Annotated in this window: 18 protein-coding genes; 10 read left to right on the top strand and 8 right to left on the bottom strand. The window is 30.5% G+C overall.

The annotated features are described in order from the left end of the window. Positions 1 to 24: 24 nt before the first annotated feature. Positions 25 to 1,881, top strand: a complete 1,857-nt coding sequence (gene glmS, locus V7R38_RS05140) for a glutamine--fructose-6-phosphate transaminase (isomerizing) (RefSeq protein WP_334056363.1) — start codon at positions 25 to 27, stop codon at positions 1,879 to 1,881. 57 nt (positions 1,882 to 1,938) lie between these two features. Here the strand turns inward: glmS and V7R38_RS05145 are convergent, their stop codons facing one another. Continuing rightward, positions 1,939 to 2,541 (bottom strand): FAD-dependent oxidoreductase, encoded by a 603-nt coding sequence (locus V7R38_RS05145; RefSeq protein ID WP_334057118.1) that lies wholly within the window; start codon positions 2,539 to 2,541, stop codon positions 1,939 to 1,941. A gap of 4 nt (positions 2,542 to 2,545) precedes the next feature. Further along, a complete protein-coding gene (locus V7R38_RS05150) occupies positions 2,546 to 3,130 on the bottom strand; it encodes a MarC family protein (protein WP_041383507.1) in 585 nt (194 codons plus the stop codon). 90 nt (positions 3,131 to 3,220) lie between these two features. On the opposite strand from V7R38_RS05150, the gene V7R38_RS05155 reads away from it, so the two are divergent. The 3 genes from V7R38_RS05155 (at position 3,221) to V7R38_RS05165 (ending at position 5,283) form a co-directional block, all read left to right on the top strand. Continuing rightward, positions 3,221 to 3,793 carry a DUF3109 family protein gene (locus V7R38_RS05155; protein WP_334056365.1) on the top strand — a complete coding sequence of 191 codons (573 nt, stop codon included), beginning with the start codon at positions 3,221 to 3,223 and terminating at the stop codon, positions 3,791 to 3,793. Positions 3,794 to 3,869: 76 nt separating this feature from the next. Further along, a complete protein-coding gene (locus V7R38_RS05160; RefSeq protein ID WP_334056367.1) occupies positions 3,870 to 4,616 on the top strand; it encodes an energy transducer TonB in 747 nt (248 codons plus the stop codon). Positions 4,617 to 4,710: 94 nt separating this feature from the next. Further along, positions 4,711 to 5,283 carry an acyltransferase gene (locus V7R38_RS05165; protein ID WP_015481387.1) on the top strand — a complete coding sequence of 191 codons (573 nt, stop codon included), beginning with the start codon at positions 4,711 to 4,713 and terminating at the stop codon, positions 5,281 to 5,283. A gap of 42 nt (positions 5,284 to 5,325) precedes the next feature. On the opposite strand, the gene V7R38_RS05170 is transcribed toward V7R38_RS05165, so the two are convergent. The 6 genes from V7R38_RS05170 to V7R38_RS05195 all read right to left on the bottom strand — a co-directional run bounded on the left by V7R38_RS05170 (position 5,326) and on the right by V7R38_RS05195 (position 10,624). Beyond that, positions 5,326 to 6,366 (bottom strand): aldo/keto reductase, encoded by a 1,041-nt coding sequence (locus V7R38_RS05170; RefSeq protein WP_015481386.1) that lies wholly within the window; start codon positions 6,364 to 6,366, stop codon positions 5,326 to 5,328. 27 nt (positions 6,367 to 6,393) lie between these two features. Next, positions 6,394 to 7,821 carry a pyruvate kinase gene (gene pyk / locus V7R38_RS05175; RefSeq protein WP_334056371.1) on the bottom strand — a complete coding sequence of 476 codons (1,428 nt, stop codon included), beginning with the start codon at positions 7,819 to 7,821 and terminating at the stop codon, positions 6,394 to 6,396. A 3-nt stretch (positions 7,822 to 7,824) separates the two neighbouring features. Continuing rightward, positions 7,825 to 8,292, bottom strand: a complete 468-nt coding sequence (locus V7R38_RS05180; RefSeq protein WP_041383504.1) for an IPExxxVDY family protein — start codon at positions 8,290 to 8,292, stop codon at positions 7,825 to 7,827. 93 nt (positions 8,293 to 8,385) lie between these two features. Further along, entirely contained in the window at positions 8,386 to 9,123 is a 738-nt protein-coding gene (gene rnc / locus V7R38_RS05185; protein ID WP_015481383.1) for a ribonuclease III, read from the bottom strand. A 3-nt stretch (positions 9,124 to 9,126) separates the two neighbouring features. Then, positions 9,127 to 10,380, bottom strand: a complete 1,254-nt coding sequence (fabF, locus tag V7R38_RS05190) for a beta-ketoacyl-ACP synthase II (protein ID WP_334056374.1) — start codon at positions 10,378 to 10,380, stop codon at positions 9,127 to 9,129. 7 nt (positions 10,381 to 10,387) lie between these two features. Continuing rightward, positions 10,388 to 10,624, bottom strand: a complete 237-nt coding sequence (locus V7R38_RS05195) for an acyl carrier protein (RefSeq protein WP_004569249.1) — start codon at positions 10,622 to 10,624, stop codon at positions 10,388 to 10,390. A gap of 173 nt (positions 10,625 to 10,797) precedes the next feature. Between V7R38_RS05195 and purN the strand changes: the two genes are divergently transcribed. From purN to V7R38_RS05225, 6 genes are all read left to right on the top strand, one after another. After that, a complete protein-coding gene (purN, locus tag V7R38_RS05200; RefSeq protein WP_334056397.1) occupies positions 10,798 to 11,370 on the top strand; it encodes a phosphoribosylglycinamide formyltransferase in 573 nt (190 codons plus the stop codon). Continuing rightward, positions 11,363 to 11,998: a ribonuclease H1 domain-containing protein gene (locus V7R38_RS05205; RefSeq protein ID WP_015481380.1), complete on the top strand. Its 636-nt coding sequence runs from the start codon at positions 11,363 to 11,365 to the stop codon at positions 11,996 to 11,998. Before purN ends, V7R38_RS05205 begins: the two co-directional genes overlap by 8 nt. Before the next feature lie 351 nt (positions 11,999 to 12,349). Further along, complete coding sequence (locus tag V7R38_RS05210) at positions 12,350 to 13,144, top strand: DUF3050 domain-containing protein (protein ID WP_334056399.1); 795 nt, start codon at positions 12,350 to 12,352, stop codon at positions 13,142 to 13,144. A 156-nt stretch (positions 13,145 to 13,300) separates the two neighbouring features. Next, a complete protein-coding gene (locus tag V7R38_RS05215; RefSeq protein ID WP_334056402.1) occupies positions 13,301 to 14,041 on the top strand; it encodes a LytR/AlgR family response regulator transcription factor in 741 nt (246 codons plus the stop codon). 31 nt (positions 14,042 to 14,072) lie between these two features. Then, positions 14,073 to 14,648: a hypothetical protein gene (locus V7R38_RS05220; protein ID WP_334056404.1), complete on the top strand. Its 576-nt coding sequence runs from the start codon at positions 14,073 to 14,075 to the stop codon at positions 14,646 to 14,648. A 203-nt stretch (positions 14,649 to 14,851) separates the two neighbouring features. Continuing rightward, positions 14,852 to 18,094 (top strand): VCBS repeat-containing protein, encoded by a 3,243-nt coding sequence (locus tag V7R38_RS05225; RefSeq protein ID WP_334056406.1) that lies wholly within the window; start codon positions 14,852 to 14,854, stop codon positions 18,092 to 18,094. Positions 18,095 to 18,178: the final 84 nt, after the last annotated feature.

The raw sequence follows: 18,178 nt of genomic DNA on the forward strand, positions 1-18,178 counted from the left end.
CCAAGCCAAAAAAATTAATCAAAAATGTGTGGAATATCAGCTTATATAGGTCATAGAGATGCCTATCCTATTGTAATAAATGGTCTTAAAAGATTAGAATATAGAGGTTATGATAGTGCAGGTGTTATGATTTTTGATGGTGAAAAAATGCAACTTTCTAAAACAAAAGGGAAAGTTTCTGAACTTGAAAAAATTACAGACGCAGAAGAAGAAAGAAAAGTTGGTAATATTGGTATGGGGCATACACGTTGGGCAACACATGGTGTGCCAAATGATGTAAACTCACATCCACATGCATCTCAATCAGGAGATTTAGTTATTGTTCATAATGGTATTATCGAAAATTATGATACAATTAAAAAAGAACTAATTACAAGAGGGTATACTTTTAAGAGTGATACAGATACTGAGGTTTTAATAAACTTAATTCAAGAGGTTAAAGATACTGAAGGTTGTAAATTAGGTAAAGCTGTTCAATTGGCATTAACAAATGTTGTTGGAGCTTACGCTATTGCTGTATTTGATAAAAATAAGCCTAATGAAATTGTTGTAGCACGTTTGGGAAGTCCTATTGCTATTGGTGTTGGTAAAGATAATAAGGAATTTTTCGTAGCTTCTGATGCTTCACCATTTGTAGAATTCACAAAAGATGCTATTTATCTTGAGGATGAAGAAATGGCCATCATTAAATTAAATAAGGGTGTAAAAGTTCATAAAATTAACGATGACTCGCAAGTAGATCCTACAATCCAAAAGTTACAGATGAGCTTAGACCAAATTGAAAAAGGAGGTTATGATCATTTTATGCTTAAGGAAATACATGAACAGCCTAAAGCCATTACTGATACTTTCAGAGGTAGAATGCTACCAATAGAAAACAGAATTAAAATGTCTAGTATTGATGATCATCTAGACAAATTTTTAAATGCCAACAGAATAGTAATTATTGCTTGTGGTACTTCTTGGCATGCTGGTTTAGTAGGTGAATATCTGTTTGAAGATATGGCTAGAATTCCTGTAGAAGTAGAATATGCTTCAGAATTTAGGTATAGAAACCCAATTATTACAAACAAAGATGTTGTTATTGCCATTTCTCAATCAGGAGAAACAGCAGATACACTTGCAGCAATTAAATTAGCCAAATCTAAAGGTGCCTTTGTTTACGGAGTTTGTAATGTGGTAGGTTCTTCTATTGCCAGAGAAACGCATTCAGGTGCTTATACTCATGCTGGTCCAGAAATAGGTGTAGCTTCTACAAAAGCGTTTACAACGCAAATTACTGTATTAACATTAATTGCTTTAAAATTAGGTAAAGCTAATGGTTCTTTAGCTCCTCATACTTTCGAAAACTACATCCAGAAAATGCAATTAATTCCTAGACAAGTAGAGGAATTATTGAATATTGATGAGCATGTAAAAGAAATTGCAGCTGTTTATAAAGATGCGAAAAACTGTTTATATTTAGGTAGAGGATTTAATTTTCCTGTGGCTCTAGAAGGAGCTTTAAAACTTAAAGAAATTTCTTACATTCATGCAGAAGGATATCCAGCAGCAGAAATGAAGCATGGGCCAATTGCTTTGATTGATGAAAATATGCCAATATTTGTTATTGCAACAAATAAAGGTCATTATGAAAAAGTAGTAAGTAACATTCAAGAAATTAAATCTAGAGCAGGTAAAATTATTGCTGTAGTAACAGAGGGCGATGTTCAAGTGAAAGAAATTGCAGATCATGTAATTGAAATTCCTGATACTGAAGAAGCATTAACGCCATTGTTAACTACAATACCATTACAGTTATTGTCTTATCATATTGCAGTAATGTTAGGTAAAAATGTAGATCAGCCAAGAAATTTAGCAAAATCAGTTACTGTAGAATAATTAGGTAATTGAATATTTAGAATTAAAAAAATCCAGCTATTTAGCTGGATTTTTTAGTTATATCTTATCATGTACTTTTGTATGATTTCCATCATTCCACAGAGTTAAAATATCTGTAGCTACAGCTGCTCCACTACCTGATGCAATTGCAAATTGACTTCGATGTCCAGCTATAGTTCCACAACAATATAAGCCATCTGTTATAAAATGATCTTTGTTCTCTAGTTGAATTCTATCTTTTGCAGGGTTTGCTTTATTATGAGGAATTAAATGATTGTTTAAACCATCTATTGTAAATGGTTTTGAATAGTTTAAGGCTATGATTGCTATTTTAGTAGTATAGGTGTTCTTATTAGTTTTAACGCTGTAAACACCCTCTATTTTGTCTATAGATAGTACTTTTTCTTTCTCTATTTGTACTATATGAGCGTATAAACTATTTAATTGATTCTTACTTTCTTTTAAAATGTCTTTACCAAGAGTACCTGCAGACAAACCAAGAACATTATTAAATAGTGCATTTTCTAAATGAGAAGCTCTTTGGTGGGTAATAATGCCAATTTTTTTATCGGAAGCAAAAGCTTTGTTTTTTGCAGACCCTAAAACTAAGGCACATTGCATTCCAGAAACTCCACCACCAATAATTAAACAGTCAAACATCATATTAAATAAATAATGCTTTGATATTTTGAGCGAATAATTTCACAGCGATTGCTAATAAGATAACCCCAAAAACTTTTCTTATAATTTGTATTCCAGAAGGTCCTATTAATCGTTCTATTTTAGAAGATGTTTTTAAGACAATGTAGATAACAATAACATTAAAGAAAACTGCAACAATAATGTTTTGAATTGCAAATTCAGCTCGTAAAGAAAGTAGTGTAGTTAAACTTCCTGGCCCTGCAATTAAAGGAAAAGCTAATGGAAATATAGTAGCAGTTATAGTTCCAGAATCACCATCATCTTTATAAAGTGTAATTCCTAAAATCATTTCTAAAGCAATGAAAAATAAAATAAAAGAACCTGCTACAGCAAAAGAATTTACATCAATACCAATTAAACTTAATAAGCTCTGCCCTAAAAAAAGAAAAATAACCATAATACAACCTGCTATAATAGAGGCTTTTTCAGACTGAATATGACCTACTTTTTTACGTAAATCAATTACAATTGGTATGTTACCAATAATATCGATTACTGCAAAAAGTACCATAAAAGCAGTAAAAATTTCTTTTAAATTAAAATCCATCATAAATCAATTAAATTTTGGTGCAAAATTAGTCAACTAACTTTATCAATTTATAAAAATACAGTAAAAAATATACTTATTTTTGTCATTATGTTTCAACTAGGTAAAACAATCGTTTCTGAAGATATTATAGAAAAGGAATTTGTCTGTAATATTTCTGCATGTAAAGGTGCTTGCTGTGTAGATGGCGAAGCTGGTGCTCCATTAGAAAAAGAAGAAACAAAAATCTTAGAGAATATTTATCCGAAAGTAAAGCCTTTTTTGCGTAAAGAAGGTATAGAGGTTATAGAAAGAGAAGGTGCTTGGGTAACAAGCGATTGGGGTGAATTAGAAACACCTTTAATTGATGGTGCAGACTGTGCCTATGTTATTTTTGATGATAAAAATACCGCTCTTTGTGGTATTGAAGAAGCATATAATCAAGGCGAAATCAGCTGGAAAAAACCTATTTCTTGCCATTTATATCCAGTTCGAGTTAAAGATTATAGCGAGTTTTCTGCTGTGAATTATCATAAATGGGAAATTTGTGATGATGCTTGCTCTTTAGGTAAAGAGTTGCAAGTGCCAGTTTATAAATTTGTAAAACAAGCGTTAATTCGAAAGTTTGGTCAGAATTGGTATGATGAACTAGAAAAAGTCGCCGAAAATTATAATAACAAATAGCATCCTTCATAAGGATGTTTTTTTTTTTGGCATAAAGTTTGTTTTAACATAGTCTTAACATTTAAACTTTCTAATTATGAAAAACGTGAAAAAACTACCTACCAAACAATTAGAAAAGTTCTCAACCATTTTTACTCAGTTAGGACTTGTATTAGTACTTTTTGTGGTCTACATTGTATTAGAGCATGAAACAAAACAGAAATCTTTAGCAGTCTATGAACCAGAAGTCTCCAAAGGTATTTACTTAGAGCCAAATACAGAGGTTTTCTTTACCAAGGAAACAACTGTTAAACCTAAGGTTGAAATACAAAAACCAGATCGATTAATCTTAGATGAGAAAATTGATAAGGTTAATGATGATAAAACTGAATCGGTTATTCTAACAGAGCCTAAAAAGCAAAAAGTTGATTTTGATATTGATAAAATTGAAACAGTACCAGAACCTGTAGATGAAGAAGATGAAGATCCTGTTCCTTTTATTTCAATAGAAAATGCACCAATATTTAAAGGCTGTGAAGGTTTATCTAAAGAGGAAAACAAGAAGTGTTTTGATAAAAAGATGCTAAAATTTGTACAACGAAATTTTGACGCTCAATTGGCCAATGAAATTGGTTTAAGATCTGGTAAATACAGAATTCAGACTCAATTTATTATTGATAATACTGGTAAAGTTGTAGATATTAAAATTAGAGCACCTCATATTAAATTGAAGCAAGAAACTCAAGAATTGATAGAAAAACTACCTCAATTTACACCAGGTAAACAAGGTTCAAAATCTGTTAAGGTTAGGTACACTTTACCTATTTCTTTTTTAGTAGATTAAATAAATCTCTAAATATGTAAAAAAATAAACCCAACTATTTAGTTGGGTTTTTATATTTAGTACATTTACAAAATAAATTACCTTAAATATTGATATGGAATACTTTGCTCACGAAACAGCTGTTATAGATGATAATTGTAAAATAGGAAAAGGCACTAAAATTTGGCATTTTAGTCACATTATGTCTAATAGTAAAATTGGTGAAAGCTGTAACTTGGGTCAGAATGTAGTTGTATCTCCAAATGTTGTTTTGGGTAGAAACGTAAAAGTGCAGAATAATGTATCTATTTATTCAGGAGTTACTTGCGAAGACGATGTTTTTTTAGGGCCATCTATGGTTTTTACAAACGTTATAAATCCTAGAAGTGCTATTAACAGAAAAAATAGATACTTAAAAACGAAGGTTAAGAAAGGAGCAAGTATTGGTGCTAACGCAACTATAGTGTGTGGTAATCATATTGGAGAATATGCATTTATTGGTGCTGGAACTGTAGTTACCAAAGAGGTTTTACCTTATGCATTGGTTGTTGGGAATCCTTCAAAACAAATAGGTTGGGTTAGTGAACATGGGCATACCTTAGATTTTAATAATGATGGTATTGCAGTTTGTAAAGAAAGTAAGGTTGAATATGAATTAAAAAATAATAAGGTCACAAAAAAAGCTTAGTAAATAAATACTAAGCCTTTTCTATTTTGATAAGAGATTTATTTATGGTGCAGGATTTGGAATTTCTGCATGCACAGCATTAATTTCTTTAATAGTTTCTTCAGATAACTCAACATTAATAGAATTAATATTCTCTTTTAATTGATCTAATTTAGTGGCTCCAATAATGTTACTTGTAACAAAAGGCAATTGATTTACAAAGGCCAGAGACAATTCAGTTAAGGTTAAATTATTTTTTTCTGCAATTTGTAAATATTTTTTTACAGCTCTTTCACTTGCATCGTTTTTATACCTTGCAATAAATCTAGGAAATAAAGTTCCTCTTGCACCTTCAGGTAAATTTCCGTTTAAATATTTTCCAGATAATACGCCTTGAGCTAAAGGTGAGTATGCTAATAAACCAACATTTTCTCTTAAAGAAACTTCGCTCATACCAACTTCATAACCTCTATGAATCATAGAATAAGAGTTTTGCACAGTAACTGGTCTTGGTAAATTATATTGTTCTGAAGCTTGCAGGTATTTCATTGTACCCCAAGGAGTTTCGTTAGATAAACCAACGTGTTTTATTTTTCCTTGTTTAATAAAATCTTGAAGTGTTTCTAAGATTTCTAGGTAATTTTCAGTTTCATCATTGGCTGCTTGTAAAGGGAAATCTCTTACTCCAAAACAATTTACACCTCTATTTGGCCAGTGCAACTGATATAAATCTATATAGTCTGTTTGTAAACGCTGTAAGCTTTTGTCTACAGCATCTATAATATTATCTTTACTTATACCGCCATTTCTAATATGGGCAGTATAATCTCCTCCACCAGCTATTTTACTAGCTAAGATTACCTTTTCTCTATTTCCTGTCTTCTTAAACCAAGTACCAATTATTCTTTCAGTACCTCCATAAGTTTCTGGGTTTGCAGGAACTGGATATAGTTCTGCTGCATCAAAAAAGTTTACACCATTTTCTAAAGCATAATCCATTTGAGCATGGCCTTCAGCTTCTGTATTCTGATTTCCCCAAGTCATAGTACCTAAACAAATTTTAGATACTTCAACATCGGTATTTGGTAATTTTGTGTATTTCATTTGTTATAAAAAAAGATGATTTTTAACTTATTCTACCTCAGAAACACGTAAAGTATTTACCATACCTTTTGCTTCTGCTGGCATAGATGCTAAGTTAATAATTAAATCTCCTGCTTTTACAAAACCTTTGTCTTTTGCTATTCTGTTTACATCTTCTACTGTATCATCTGTAGAAAAGTTTTTATTGTAGTAATACGCTCTTACACCCCAAAGTAAATTTAATTTACCAAGTATTCTTCTGTCTGTAGAAAAGGCTAAAACATGAGTTCTAGGTCTCCATGCAGAAATTTGGAATGCTGTATAACCACTGTTAGTTAGCGTACATATAGCAGCTGCATTGGTATCATTTGCCATTAATGCTGCATGATAACAAATAGATTTAGTTACAAATCTGTTAGTTCTAATATGTGGTGCTTCATGTGGTACTTTAATCATTCTAGAGTTTTCCACACTTTTAATAATTTCAGACATTTTCTGAATTACTCTAATTGGGTGTTTACCTACAGAAGTTTCTCCAGAAAGCATCACTGCATCTGCACCGTCCATAATTGAGTTGGCAACATCATTAACTTCTGCTCTTGTTGGAACGGAATTATCAATCATAGTCTCCATCATCTGTGTTGCAATAATTACAGGAATTCTTGCTCTTTTTGCACGTCTCACCAATTTTTTCTGAATTAATGGTACTTCTTGCATTGGTATTTCAACACCTAAATCTCCACGAGCCACCATTAATCCATCACAATAAGGAATTAAAGCATCTAAATTTTTAACGGCTTCTGGCTTTTCTATTTTGGCAATTACAGGAATTCTATATTCTGAATGTTGTGCAATTAAATCGCGTAACATTCTTAAATCATCTGGTGTTCTTACAAAAGATAAAGCAATCCAATCTACTTCTTGTTCTATTGCAAAAACTGCATCTTCCATATCTTTTTCTGTAAGTGCAGGTAAAGAAATAGCTGTGTTAGGTAAGTTTACTCCTTTTTTAGATTTTAAAGGGCCTCCTACAATTACTTTTACAACAACTTCGGTTTCTTTATTTGTAGAAACTACTTCGAAAAGTAATTTACCATCGTCTACTAAAATTTGTTCACCTACTTTTACGTCTTTTGGAAAACGTTGATAGGTCATAAAGGCTTTTTCTTTACTTCCTATACATTTTTCAGTGGTGAATGTGAAGGTATCTCCATCATTTAATTCAACACCTTCTTCCATAACTCCAACTCTTAGTTTAGGACCTTGTAAATCGCCTAAAATTGCTATGTTAAAGCCATTTTCTTCATTAATTTCTCTAATGATTTTTACTTTTCGTTTTACATCTTCATAATCTGCATGAGAAAAGTTAATTCTAAAGACATTTACACCAGTTTTAGCTAAATCTGTAAGTATTTCTTTAGTATCTGTTGCTGGCCCTAAGGTTGCAACTATTTTAGTTTTATTATTATTTGGCATATCTTAAAAAGTTAAAAAGTCTTTAGACTTTAGTGAGTTTTTATCTATTGAATAGGATGTAATAATGTGATTAATTTCTTTTATTTTATCTACAACTTCTAGGGTAAAACTATAATCGAAACTGCCCGAAATTTTAATAAAGAAATCTACTTTTTTCTTTTCTGAAATTAAATATGTTTTTGTTTCAGAAGTTAGTAATAATTCGTTCGATTCTGTTTGATTTTCTCTTTTAGAGCTATTAGCTATTAAAAACCATTCGTAATCAAACTCTTCATTTAAATAATTATAAATTGAAAAGGATGCTTTATGTGAAGTATCGTTAAACTTTAAATCGTTTTTCGATTTGCACAAATTTATTCCTAATTTCTTATTAAGCAGGTAAGCTAGCTTATAATCTTCTAATGTAGTGTGTATTCCTATTAAGGAATATTCTTCTTCAAAAACGTCAAGACTTAATGAATGAATAGGCACAAATATCAATTAGCTTTAATTCCACTTAATAAGTTGCTAATTTACTAATTGTTTATGAGTTTTTTTGAGATTTTCACGAAAACGTTATCGTGTTTAGCCTGCAGAAATTTCACTTTGAAAGGCGTAATATACTCTCTTTGAGGCTTGTTCCTCTGCTTTCTTTTTAGAGGTTGCTCTACCTTTTGCAACTTGCTCTCCATCAATACTAACTTTTACACTAAAGTGTTTAATGGCTTCGTTTCCAGAATCCTCATAAGTTTCAAACTTATATTTTTTCTTCTGTTTTTGGCACCATTCTATAATTAAGCCTTTGTAGCTTGTAATTTTACCCTCTAATCTCTCTATATTAACATAAGGTAATATTACATTTTCATAAATAAATTTCTGAGCATAGTTGTAGCCTCTATCTAAGTAAATAGCACCAACTAAAGCTTCAAAAATATTTCCATGAATATTATCTCCTACAGTGTTTTGATCAATATTACTTTTTACAAAACGAATAAGTTCTAAGTCTTTACCTAGTTCATTTAAATGCTCTCTACTAACAATTTTAGATCGCATTTGGGTTAAATAACCTTCTGAACCAGTAGGTACTTTTTTGTACAAATAAGATGCAATAACAGAGCCTAAAATAGAATCTCCTAAAAACTCTAAACGTTCATAGTTAATAGGGTTTCCTTTACTGTCTGTCATTTGCACAGATCTGTGTGTAAACGCTTTTTTGTATTTACTAATTTTCTTTGGTGAAAAATTGAGCAAGGTTTTTAATTCGAAGTATAACTCTTTATCTTCATCAGACTGAGATTTGACTATTTTTCGAATAAAATTCATAGTTTATTCCTCTAATTTCTTAAAGGCAACACAAGCATTATGACCACCAAAACCAAATGTATTACTCATTGCTATATTCACCTCTCTTTTTTGAGCTTTGTTTAGCGTAAGATTTAATTCTGGATTAATATTTTCATCTGGAGTAGAGTGATTTATAGTAGGAGGTATAATACTGTTTTGTATTGATAAAATAGATGCAATTGCCTCTATTGCACCAGCAGCTCCTAATAAATGCCCTGTCATAGATTTGGTAGAATTGATATTAATATTCTTAGCATGCTCTCCAAAAACCTCAGAAATTGCTTTAAGTTCAGCAACGTCTCCTAATGGAGTAGAAGTACCATGAGTATTAATATGATCTACATCTTCTGGTTTAATTCCAGAGTTTTCCAAGCAGTTTTTCATAACTGCTATTACTCCAATTCCTTCTGGATGTGGAGCTGTCATATGATAAGCATCAGAAGACATACCACCACCAATTACTTCAGCGTAAATTTTAGCACCTCTAGCTTTTGCATGTTCATATTCTTCTAACACAATAGCACCTGCACCTTCACCTAAAACAAATCCATCTCTTTCAGCATCAAATGGTCTTGATGCAGTTTCTGGGCTTTCGTTTCTGGTTGATAATGCATGCATAGAATTAAAGCCACCCATACCAGCTATAGTTACAGCAGCTTCTGAACCACCAGTAACAATAACATCACAATGACCTAATCTTATGTAGTTTAGTGCATCAATCATCGCATTTGCAGATGATGCACATGCAGATACAGTGGTGTAATTTGGCCCCATAAACCCATTTTTAATAGAAATATTTCCAGGAGCAATATCTGCAATCATTTTTGGGATAAAGAAAGGATTAAACCTTGGAGTACCATCTCCTGCAGCAAAGTTTAAAACTTCATTTTGAAAAGTTTCTAAACCACCAATTCCTGCTCCCCAAATTACGCCCACACGTAATTTGTTAACTTCGTCTAGATTTAGTTTTGAATCTGCGATAGCTTCATCTGAAGCAACCATTGCATATTGCGTAAATCTATCCATTTTACGAGCTTCTTTTCTATCTAAAAAGTCAGTAGCCGTAAAATTCTTTAATTCACATGCAAAACGAGTTTTGAACTTGGCAGCATCATAATATGTTACAGGTGCTGCTCCACTAACTCCGTTAATTAAAGCATTCCAATATTCTTCTATATTATTACCAATTGGTGTTAAAGCACCAAGTCCAGTAACTACTACTCGTTTTAACTGCATATAAATATTACTTTTTTGCTTCTTCTATATAGCTAACTGCTTGACCTACAGTACCAATGTTTTCTGCTTGATCGTCTGGAATTTGAATATCAAATTCTTTCTCGAATTCCATAATTAACTCAACAGTATCTAAAGAATCTGCTCCTAAATCATTTGTGAAGCTAGCTTCTGTTGTTACTTCATTATCGTCTACGCCTAATTTATCTACGATAATAGCTTTTACTCTTGATGCAATGTCTGACATAATTTTTTGTTTTTTTAAAATTTAAATCGGGGCAAAAATACAAATCTTATTAATTCTAACTAACTTTTGCCTAAAAAATGATTACTAAATATAAATAAAAATGTTTAATAGCCTTTAATAATTGCTTGATTTCTTAATAATTATTCCTTTTTTTGTAAAATAGAAATATAAATATGAAACGTATTATTGTTTTTGCTTCTGGCTCAGGTTCAAATGCCGAAAATATTATTAAATTTTTCAACAAAACGAAAACTGCAAAGGTTGTACAGGTTTTATGTAATAATAAAGAAGCCAAAGTTTTTGAGCGATGTTCAAAGCTAAATGTACCTTGTTTACACTTTACTAGAAATGATTTTTTTGAGACAGACACTATTTTAGAGCTGTTAAAAGAGAAGGCAGATTTTATTATTCTTGCAGGTTTTTTATGGAGAGTTCCTGCTAAGATTGTAAATGCGTTTCCAAAGAGAATTATAAATATTCACCCTGCTTTGTTACCAAAATATGGAGGTAAAGGTATGTATGGAATGAATGTACATAAAGCAGTTGCTGAAAACAATGAGTCAGAAACCGGAATTACCATACATTTTGTGAACGAAAACTATGATGAAGGTGCTATTATCTATCAAGCAAAAACAGCACTTGAACCTAATGATTCTCCAGAAGAAATTGCGAATAAAATTCATAAATTAGAGCAAACCTATTTTCCAAGAATTATTGAAGGTGTAATTTTAGAAGTTAATGAGTAAAAAGAAATTCTATGTAGTTTGGAAAGGGCGTAAACCTGGAATATTCTCATCATGGAATGTTTGTAAAAGACAAATTGATGGTTTTGAAGGAGCCCAATACAAATCTTTCTTAAGCTTAGATGAAGCAGAACTTGCCTTCACAAAAAAGTTTGAAGATTATAAAGGAAAAAAATCAACTGCTAAAAAGATGTCTGCATCAGAATTGCAGAAATTTGGAGCTCCTAATTTAGAAAGTATCTCTGTAGATGCTGCATGTTCAGGTAATCCTGGAAAAATGGAATATAGAGGGGTTTTAACGCACAATAAAAAAGAAATCTTTAGAAAAGGCCCCTTTAAAAAAGGCACAAATAATATTGGCGAGTTTTTGGCTTTGGTACATGGTATTGCTTTACTTAAAAGCAAACAAAAAGAAGAGGTGCCTATCTACTCAGATTCTAAAATTGCTATGAGTTGGGTTCGCCAGAAAAAATGCAAAACCAACTTACATTTTGATGCTTCTAATAAAGACTTACTCGATTTAATTAAAAGAGCAGAAAATTGGTTAAAACAAAACACTTTTAAAAACCCGATTTTAAAATGGCAAACCAAAGCTTGGGGTGAAATACCTGCAGATTTTGGTAGAAAATAGCTTTCAATTTCTTTAATATTTTATAAAATTCTATTTACTAACGATTAAAGTTCGTTTACTGTCGTTCAATGAACTTTAACTGCTGTTTATTGGTACTTACTTTGCTAAAATTATACTTTTCATTTATTTCGTAGAGCAGTTGATGGTAAAGTCTTAAGGGGTTAGGACTTTATACAATTTTTAAGATTGCTGCAAAAATGGCACCTAATCTCTATTTAAATTTTGTTTAAAGGATATTTCTCACTATTCGTCCTCCAAATAAAAATAGAATTTTAGGAGATAGGTGCTTTTAAGTTTAAAATAATATTCAGGTTCTAGTAATAATTTGAAAACAACTTAATTAAAAGAAATATGAGTAATATAGATTTTATAATTAAAGGTTTAGATTCAGTAAATTATCATACTAACAACAATGATTTAGTTGATAGTATAGAGAATGTGGAAGATGCTAGAGCATTTATGGAGAATCATATTTTTGCAATCTGGGATTATATGTCTCTAATGAGAGCATTAGAAAATAAACTTAGAGATGACAGTCTTCCTTGGTTTCCTAGCAATAATGGAAAAAGTCTAAAAACGTTGTCTAAGATTGTTAATGAGGAAGAGTATGCAGTAGATTCAGATGGTTCTATCAAATCATATTTTGAGATGTACCTAGAAGCTATGGAAGAATTGGGTGCAAATACTAGTGATATTCTTAATGTATTGAGTCATTCTAGAACAATCAACCTTATAGACGAAGCCTTAACGCTCTCTGGTACTAGTATAGAATCTTCACATTACACAAGATTTATTTATACAATTATTAAATCGCAAAAAACACATCTTATGGCAATAGTATTTGCTTTAAGTAAAGAGGTTATTTCTAAGGTTCTCATATTAGAGAGTTTATGTAAAAAAGATATTAGCAATAAATGTGACAAAACTTTATTTCTGATAAACAAGATAAAGGCTAAAAACTTAAAAGATTTCAACACAAATGCTTTTAAATTGGCTTCAGATCTTATTGGTGATGATCCTCAAAAATTAATGGAAGCAAAAAGAGCAGCTATCACTTGTATAAGATATAGAACTTTGTATTTAGAAGGTGTAACTAGATTTATACAAAAACAAAAAGCAATTTATTTTCATCAAGCAAAATGTTAAAAATGAAGGCATTAAATATATTATTAAATCATTCAAATTTCTTTTAATTTTCGCTTATCGATACTTTAGAGCCGTTCACTGGTATTTAATTGCAGTTCAATGGTGTTTGTGTTTAGTTAAGGGTCATTAGCGGTAAATTTATGCAAAATTTAAGTTATGAAAATTCTTATTGTAGATGATGAAGTTTTTGTTCACGGTATTTTTGAGGCTATCTGTAAAAACATAGATGATGTTACTATTGTTAATAAATTTAAAGACTCTAGAAAGGCTTTAGATTTTTTAGAAGATAACAAGGTAGATTTAATTTTTCTTGACATACAAATGCCTGAGTTTACGGGTCTAGATTTTTTAAATGAGTTAGATAAAAAAGGGCTGCAAACTAGTGTTGCTATTGTTACAAGTAACCCTGAGTATGCTATTGATGTAATTAATAATAATAACGTTGTATACTTTATTAAAAAGCCATTACATAAATACTCTATTAAATACTCTATTAAAGAGGCTATAAAAGGGGCTATTCATAGAAAATCCTTGCTAGAAGCAAGTATTTCAATGAAAAAAAGTAAGGAAAATAAAGAAGAAAAATCGACCCATACTTTTTTTAGTTGTAATAGAAGAATGATAAATCTTTCTCATGATGATATTATGGTTATTAAAAGTTTAGAAGGTGGAGCAAACATTTTAACAGATAAAGAGCCAATTATTTCATCATACTCTTTAAAAGAAATAGAAACTAAGTTACCAGCAAGTACATTTATTAGAATACATAAGTCTTACATAGTTAACGCTAAGAAAATCGAACTTATATATGACAATCTTGTAATTATTGGTCAATATCATGTACCTATTGGTAGAACTCATAGTGCAAAGTTTAAGGAGTATTTAGCCAATAATTAAATTTTACTATTAAATTATAATTAAGTTAATTATGCAAAGAAAGTCAATATTCATTATTCCTGTTATAAAAGAAGACCCAGGTTTGTTTTCAAGTATTTTTAAAACTTTTAATAGAATAAGTTTTTGCGATGTTCTCTTTGTAGTTTCTCCTAAAAACAAGTGCAAAGCAACATTTAAAGAATTAACTAGTGGGCACGAAAATTTACATTTGCTAATCACTGAAAAAAATTACAATAGATCTGTACTATTTAAAAAAGGATTGTATCATTTTAATACATTTTTAAACAATAATGATCAGAGTTATAAATACGTAATATCTATAAGAAAGTTTGATAATTCATATTTAGATGTAATTCTAGATGGTATGAGTGAAATTCAAAAAAGTAACCTTGATGTTATGTATTGTTTAGTGGAAAATAGCAAATTACCCTTAAGATTATCTAATGTTAATAAAGAAATAAAGAAGAGTATTTTAGATACGTTTCGCTCTCAATCTTTTATTGCTTCTTCAAATTTTGTCAATAATATCTATTCAAATCCTTTTAACAAGATAATTACTTTTTATTACCTGCTTAGAAACGCAAAGTTTAAGCCCAAATATTACTAAAATTTAATCTAGTTTCCCCAACTCTGTAATACCCCTATTTTATATAATATCCCTATATTTTGAATCAACTTTCTCGAGATTTTAATCTTGATTAAGTTGATTTTTTCTCATGTAAATAATCAATAAAATAGAATACCCCAATGTTAAAATTATGTTAAGGTAATTTTGTATGTTTGTAAAACACACCGCCTTAAATAATTTTAATGACCAAGCAATATTTACTTTTAGGTGCCCTTATTGTCCTATTTACGTTTAGCAAGTGTAAGAAAGAGCCTTCAGAAAACTATCTTCTAAATCAAGTTGCAGCCTCAGAAACAGGCATAGATTTTAAGAATCAGCTTACAGAAGATGCCAATCATAGCATTATAAACTACATCTATTTTTACAATGGTGGAGGTGTTGCAACTGGCGATATTAATAATGATGGTTTACCAGATTTATGTTTTGTTTCTAATCAAAACCAAAATAAGCTATATTTAAATAAAGGCGATTTTAAATTTGAAGATATTACCAAAAAATCTAAGATTGAGAGCAATGCTGATTGGAATACTGGTGTTACCATGGTTGATATTAATAACGATGGCTATTTAGATATTTATGTTTGTGCAGTTTCTCAACTTTTAGATTTTCAAGGTCATAACGAATTGTATATTAATAATGGCGATAATACATTCACGGAAAAATCTGCGGAATATGGTTTAGATTTTAAAGGATATAGTACACAATCTTACTTTTTTGATTATGATAAAGATGGCGATTTAGATGTTTACATCGTAAATCATGCAGTGCATACTAACTTATCTCATGGTAAAGCCTCTAAACGTAACAAGAGAATGCCTTTGGTTGGCGATGTTTTACTGCAGAACAACAATGGTAAATTTACAGATGTAAGTACAGAGGCTAATATTTTTGGTGGCGTAAATGGTTATGGTTTAAGTGCTTCTATTGCAGATTTTAATAACGATGGTTGGGATGATATTTACGTTTGTAACGATTTTCATGAAGATGATTACTATTACATCAACAATAAAAACGGTACGTTTTCAGAAGAATTAGCTTCTAAATTTTCTACAATAAGTCGTTTTTCTATGGGAAGTGATGCAGCAGATATTACAGGCAATGGTTATCAAGACATCATTACTTTAGACATGTTGCCAAATGACGAAAAAGTACTAAAAGAAACAGAAGGAGATGATGCTATGCTTAACATGCAAGCCAATCTTAAAAATTTAGGGTACAGAGATCAATACTCTAGAAACATGCTTCAAATCAATCAAAATGGAGAATACTTTAACGAAACTGCTTTATATAATGGTGTCGCAGATACAGATTGGAGTTGGTCTCCTCTTTTTGCTGATTTTAATAACGATGGTCATCAAGATTTATTTATTTCTAACGGAATTCTAAGAAGACCTAACAGTTTAGATTTTAAAAAATATGTTTCTAGTACCTTTAAAAAATATGGGCAAAAGAAAGGAGTAGATTGGTTGTACAAATCAATTAATGAAATGCCAAGTGGTAGTGTTCCAAATCAAATATTTAAAGGTAATTCTTCAAGATTTAAAGAAACTACAGGCAATTGGCTGGCGAAAGAAGCTTCTTTATCTAATGGGGCTGTATATGTAGATTTAGATTTAGATGGCGATTTAGACTTGGTAACCAATAACGTAAATGCGCCTGCAGGTATTTTTAAGAATAACAGTTCAGCTACAACTAAATCAGCTTCATTTCAATTAGCCTATATAGAAAGTAATAAAGAAGCCATAGGTGCTAAAGTTCATTTATATTCTAATGGTAAAAAGCAAACCAAACAAATTTTTAAATCGAGAGGTTTTTTATCTTCTACAGAAGCTAAGGTTCATTTTGGTTTAGATACTATTGCTAAAATTGATTCAGTTTTGGTTATTTGGCCAAATTTAGAAGTTCAAAAAATTGAAGGTATTTCTGCAAATCAGCTTACAAAAATCACTTACTCATCAACTAAAAGATTGTTTAAAGCTGATGCAAAAAACAGTATTAATCAAACTTTTAAAGAAGAAAATTTAATTGATTATGTTCACGAAGAAGATTCTTATAACGACTTTTTTTCCGAAAAACTGTTGCCATATAAAGTTTCTACTCTTGGGCCAGCAATGGCCATAGCAGATATAGATAATAATGGTTTTGAAGATATCTTTATAGGAGGTTCTTCTGGAAATGCTGCTGCACTTTATTTGAATTCTGGTACATCATTCAAAAAAAATATACCAGCAGTATTTGAAACAGACAAGGCTTTTGAAGATAATGATGCTGCTTTTATAGATATTGATAAAGATGGAGATTTAGACCTTTATGTAGCTTCTGGTATTCATGAAAAAAGAAATCAGAATTATGAAGTAGATCGTTTGTACATTAATACAAATGGTAGCTTTAAACGATCTGAAAATAAAACGTTAATCAATCCATTAAACACCTCTACAATTATTGCTTACGATCATAATAAAGATGGAGATGAAGATATTTTTATTGGTAACTTATCCAATCCTGGTAGTTTTGGAGCTACAGTAAATTCTGCAATTTTAAACAATGATGGAAAAGGAAACTATACTATTCACTTAAAATTTAATTTTAATGGTAGAGTTACAGATGCAGTTTGGGCAGATGTGAATAACGATGATCAAAAAGATTTATTGATTGCTTCAGAGTGGGACACTCCTAAGATTTACATCAACAACAATGGTAATTTCACCTTACAAGAATTGCCAGAAAGTTTACATGGTTTATGGCAAAGCATTGCCACTTTTGATGTAGATTTAGATGGAGATCAAGACATTGTTTTAGGAAATTGGGGAGAGAATAATAGGTTTACAAAGTATATCGAAAATCCTATTTATTTCTATTTTGGAGACTTTGATAAAAACGGAAAAAAGGAAAGTATTATCACCTATAAAGTTGGTGATGATTATTATCCTCTAAACACAAAAGATGAATTGGCTTCACAAATGAATGTGATGAGTAAGAAGTTTGTAAATCATGCAAATTTTGCGCTAACTCCTTTTAATAAAATATTTAATGATTCTATAATAGCTAAAGCTAAAAGAAGTCAAATAAATACATTGTCTTCTGGTTACTTAGAAAATAACAATGGTAAATTTAGCGACTTTGTACCTTTTGAGGCCAGTTTACAAATGGGGCCTATTACCTCTTTTACAAAAGTTAATATTAATAATAAAGATCAATTATTAATATCTGGTAATTCTTTAAAGGTTAATACATATCATGGTGGTTATACAGCCTTAAAAGGCTATTTTATGGGTGATGCAAAGAATGTAGAACCTGTTTCTAAATATGGTATTCAACCTTTTCATAATCAAATAAAAGAAACTACAGTTGTTAAAATGAAAAATAAGAACTTGTTACTTGTACTTGCAAATAATGATAGTTTAAAAACGTATAGTTTTAAGTAGAGATTTTATAAATTATACCCAATAAACAACATTATGATTCTTGGTAAAATAAGGGTAAGTGCTTTAATTTCGTATAATTATTAC

It is taken from the genome of Polaribacter sp. P097 (genome assembly GCF_036864555.1).
Taxonomy (GTDB): Bacteria; Bacteroidota; Bacteroidia; order Flavobacteriales; family Flavobacteriaceae; genus Polaribacter.

Excerpts from the sequence above, each read along its gene's own strand:
- pyk (WP_334056371.1), bottom strand. The coding sequence starts at position 7,821 with ATGCCAAATAATAATAAAACTAAAATAGTTGCAACCTTAGGGCCAGCA.
- fabF (WP_334056374.1), bottom strand. The coding sequence starts at position 10,380 with ATGCAGTTAAAACGAGTAGTAGTTACTGGACTTGGTGCTTTAACACCA.
- V7R38_RS05220 (WP_334056404.1), top strand. The coding sequence starts at position 14,073 with ATGCAAAGAAAGTCAATATTCATTATTCCTGTTATAAAAGAAGACCCA.
- V7R38_RS05150 (WP_041383507.1), bottom strand. The coding sequence starts at position 3,130 with ATGGATTTTAATTTAAAAGAAATTTTTACTGCTTTTATGGTACTTTTT.
- purN (WP_334056397.1), top strand. The coding sequence starts at position 10,798 with ATGAAACGTATTATTGTTTTTGCTTCTGGCTCAGGTTCAAATGCCGAA.
- V7R38_RS05195 (WP_004569249.1), bottom strand. The coding sequence starts at position 10,624 with ATGTCAGACATTGCATCAAGAGTAAAAGCTATTATCGTAGATAAATTA.
- V7R38_RS05215 (WP_334056402.1), top strand. The coding sequence starts at position 13,301 with ATGAAAATTCTTATTGTAGATGATGAAGTTTTTGTTCACGGTATTTTT.
- rnc (WP_015481383.1), bottom strand. The coding sequence starts at position 9,123 with ATGAATTTTATTCGAAAAATAGTCAAATCTCAGTCTGATGAAGATAAA.
- V7R38_RS05205 (WP_015481380.1), top strand. The coding sequence starts at position 11,363 with ATGAGTAAAAAGAAATTCTATGTAGTTTGGAAAGGGCGTAAACCTGGA.
- V7R38_RS05145 (WP_334057118.1), bottom strand. The coding sequence starts at position 2,541 with ATGTTTGACTGTTTAATTATTGGTGGTGGAGTTTCTGGAATGCAATGT.
- glmS (WP_334056363.1), top strand. The coding sequence starts at position 25 with ATGTGTGGAATATCAGCTTATATAGGTCATAGAGATGCCTATCCTATT.
- V7R38_RS05210 (WP_334056399.1), top strand. The coding sequence starts at position 12,350 with ATGAGTAATATAGATTTTATAATTAAAGGTTTAGATTCAGTAAATTAT.
- V7R38_RS05155 (WP_334056365.1), top strand. The coding sequence starts at position 3,221 with ATGTTTCAACTAGGTAAAACAATCGTTTCTGAAGATATTATAGAAAAG.
- V7R38_RS05160 (WP_334056367.1), top strand. The coding sequence starts at position 3,870 with ATGAAAAACGTGAAAAAACTACCTACCAAACAATTAGAAAAGTTCTCA.
- V7R38_RS05225 (WP_334056406.1), top strand. The coding sequence starts at position 14,852 with ATGACCAAGCAATATTTACTTTTAGGTGCCCTTATTGTCCTATTTACG.
- V7R38_RS05170 (WP_015481386.1), bottom strand. The coding sequence starts at position 6,366 with ATGAAATACACAAAATTACCAAATACCGATGTTGAAGTATCTAAAATT.
- V7R38_RS05165 (WP_015481387.1), top strand. The coding sequence starts at position 4,711 with ATGGAATACTTTGCTCACGAAACAGCTGTTATAGATGATAATTGTAAA.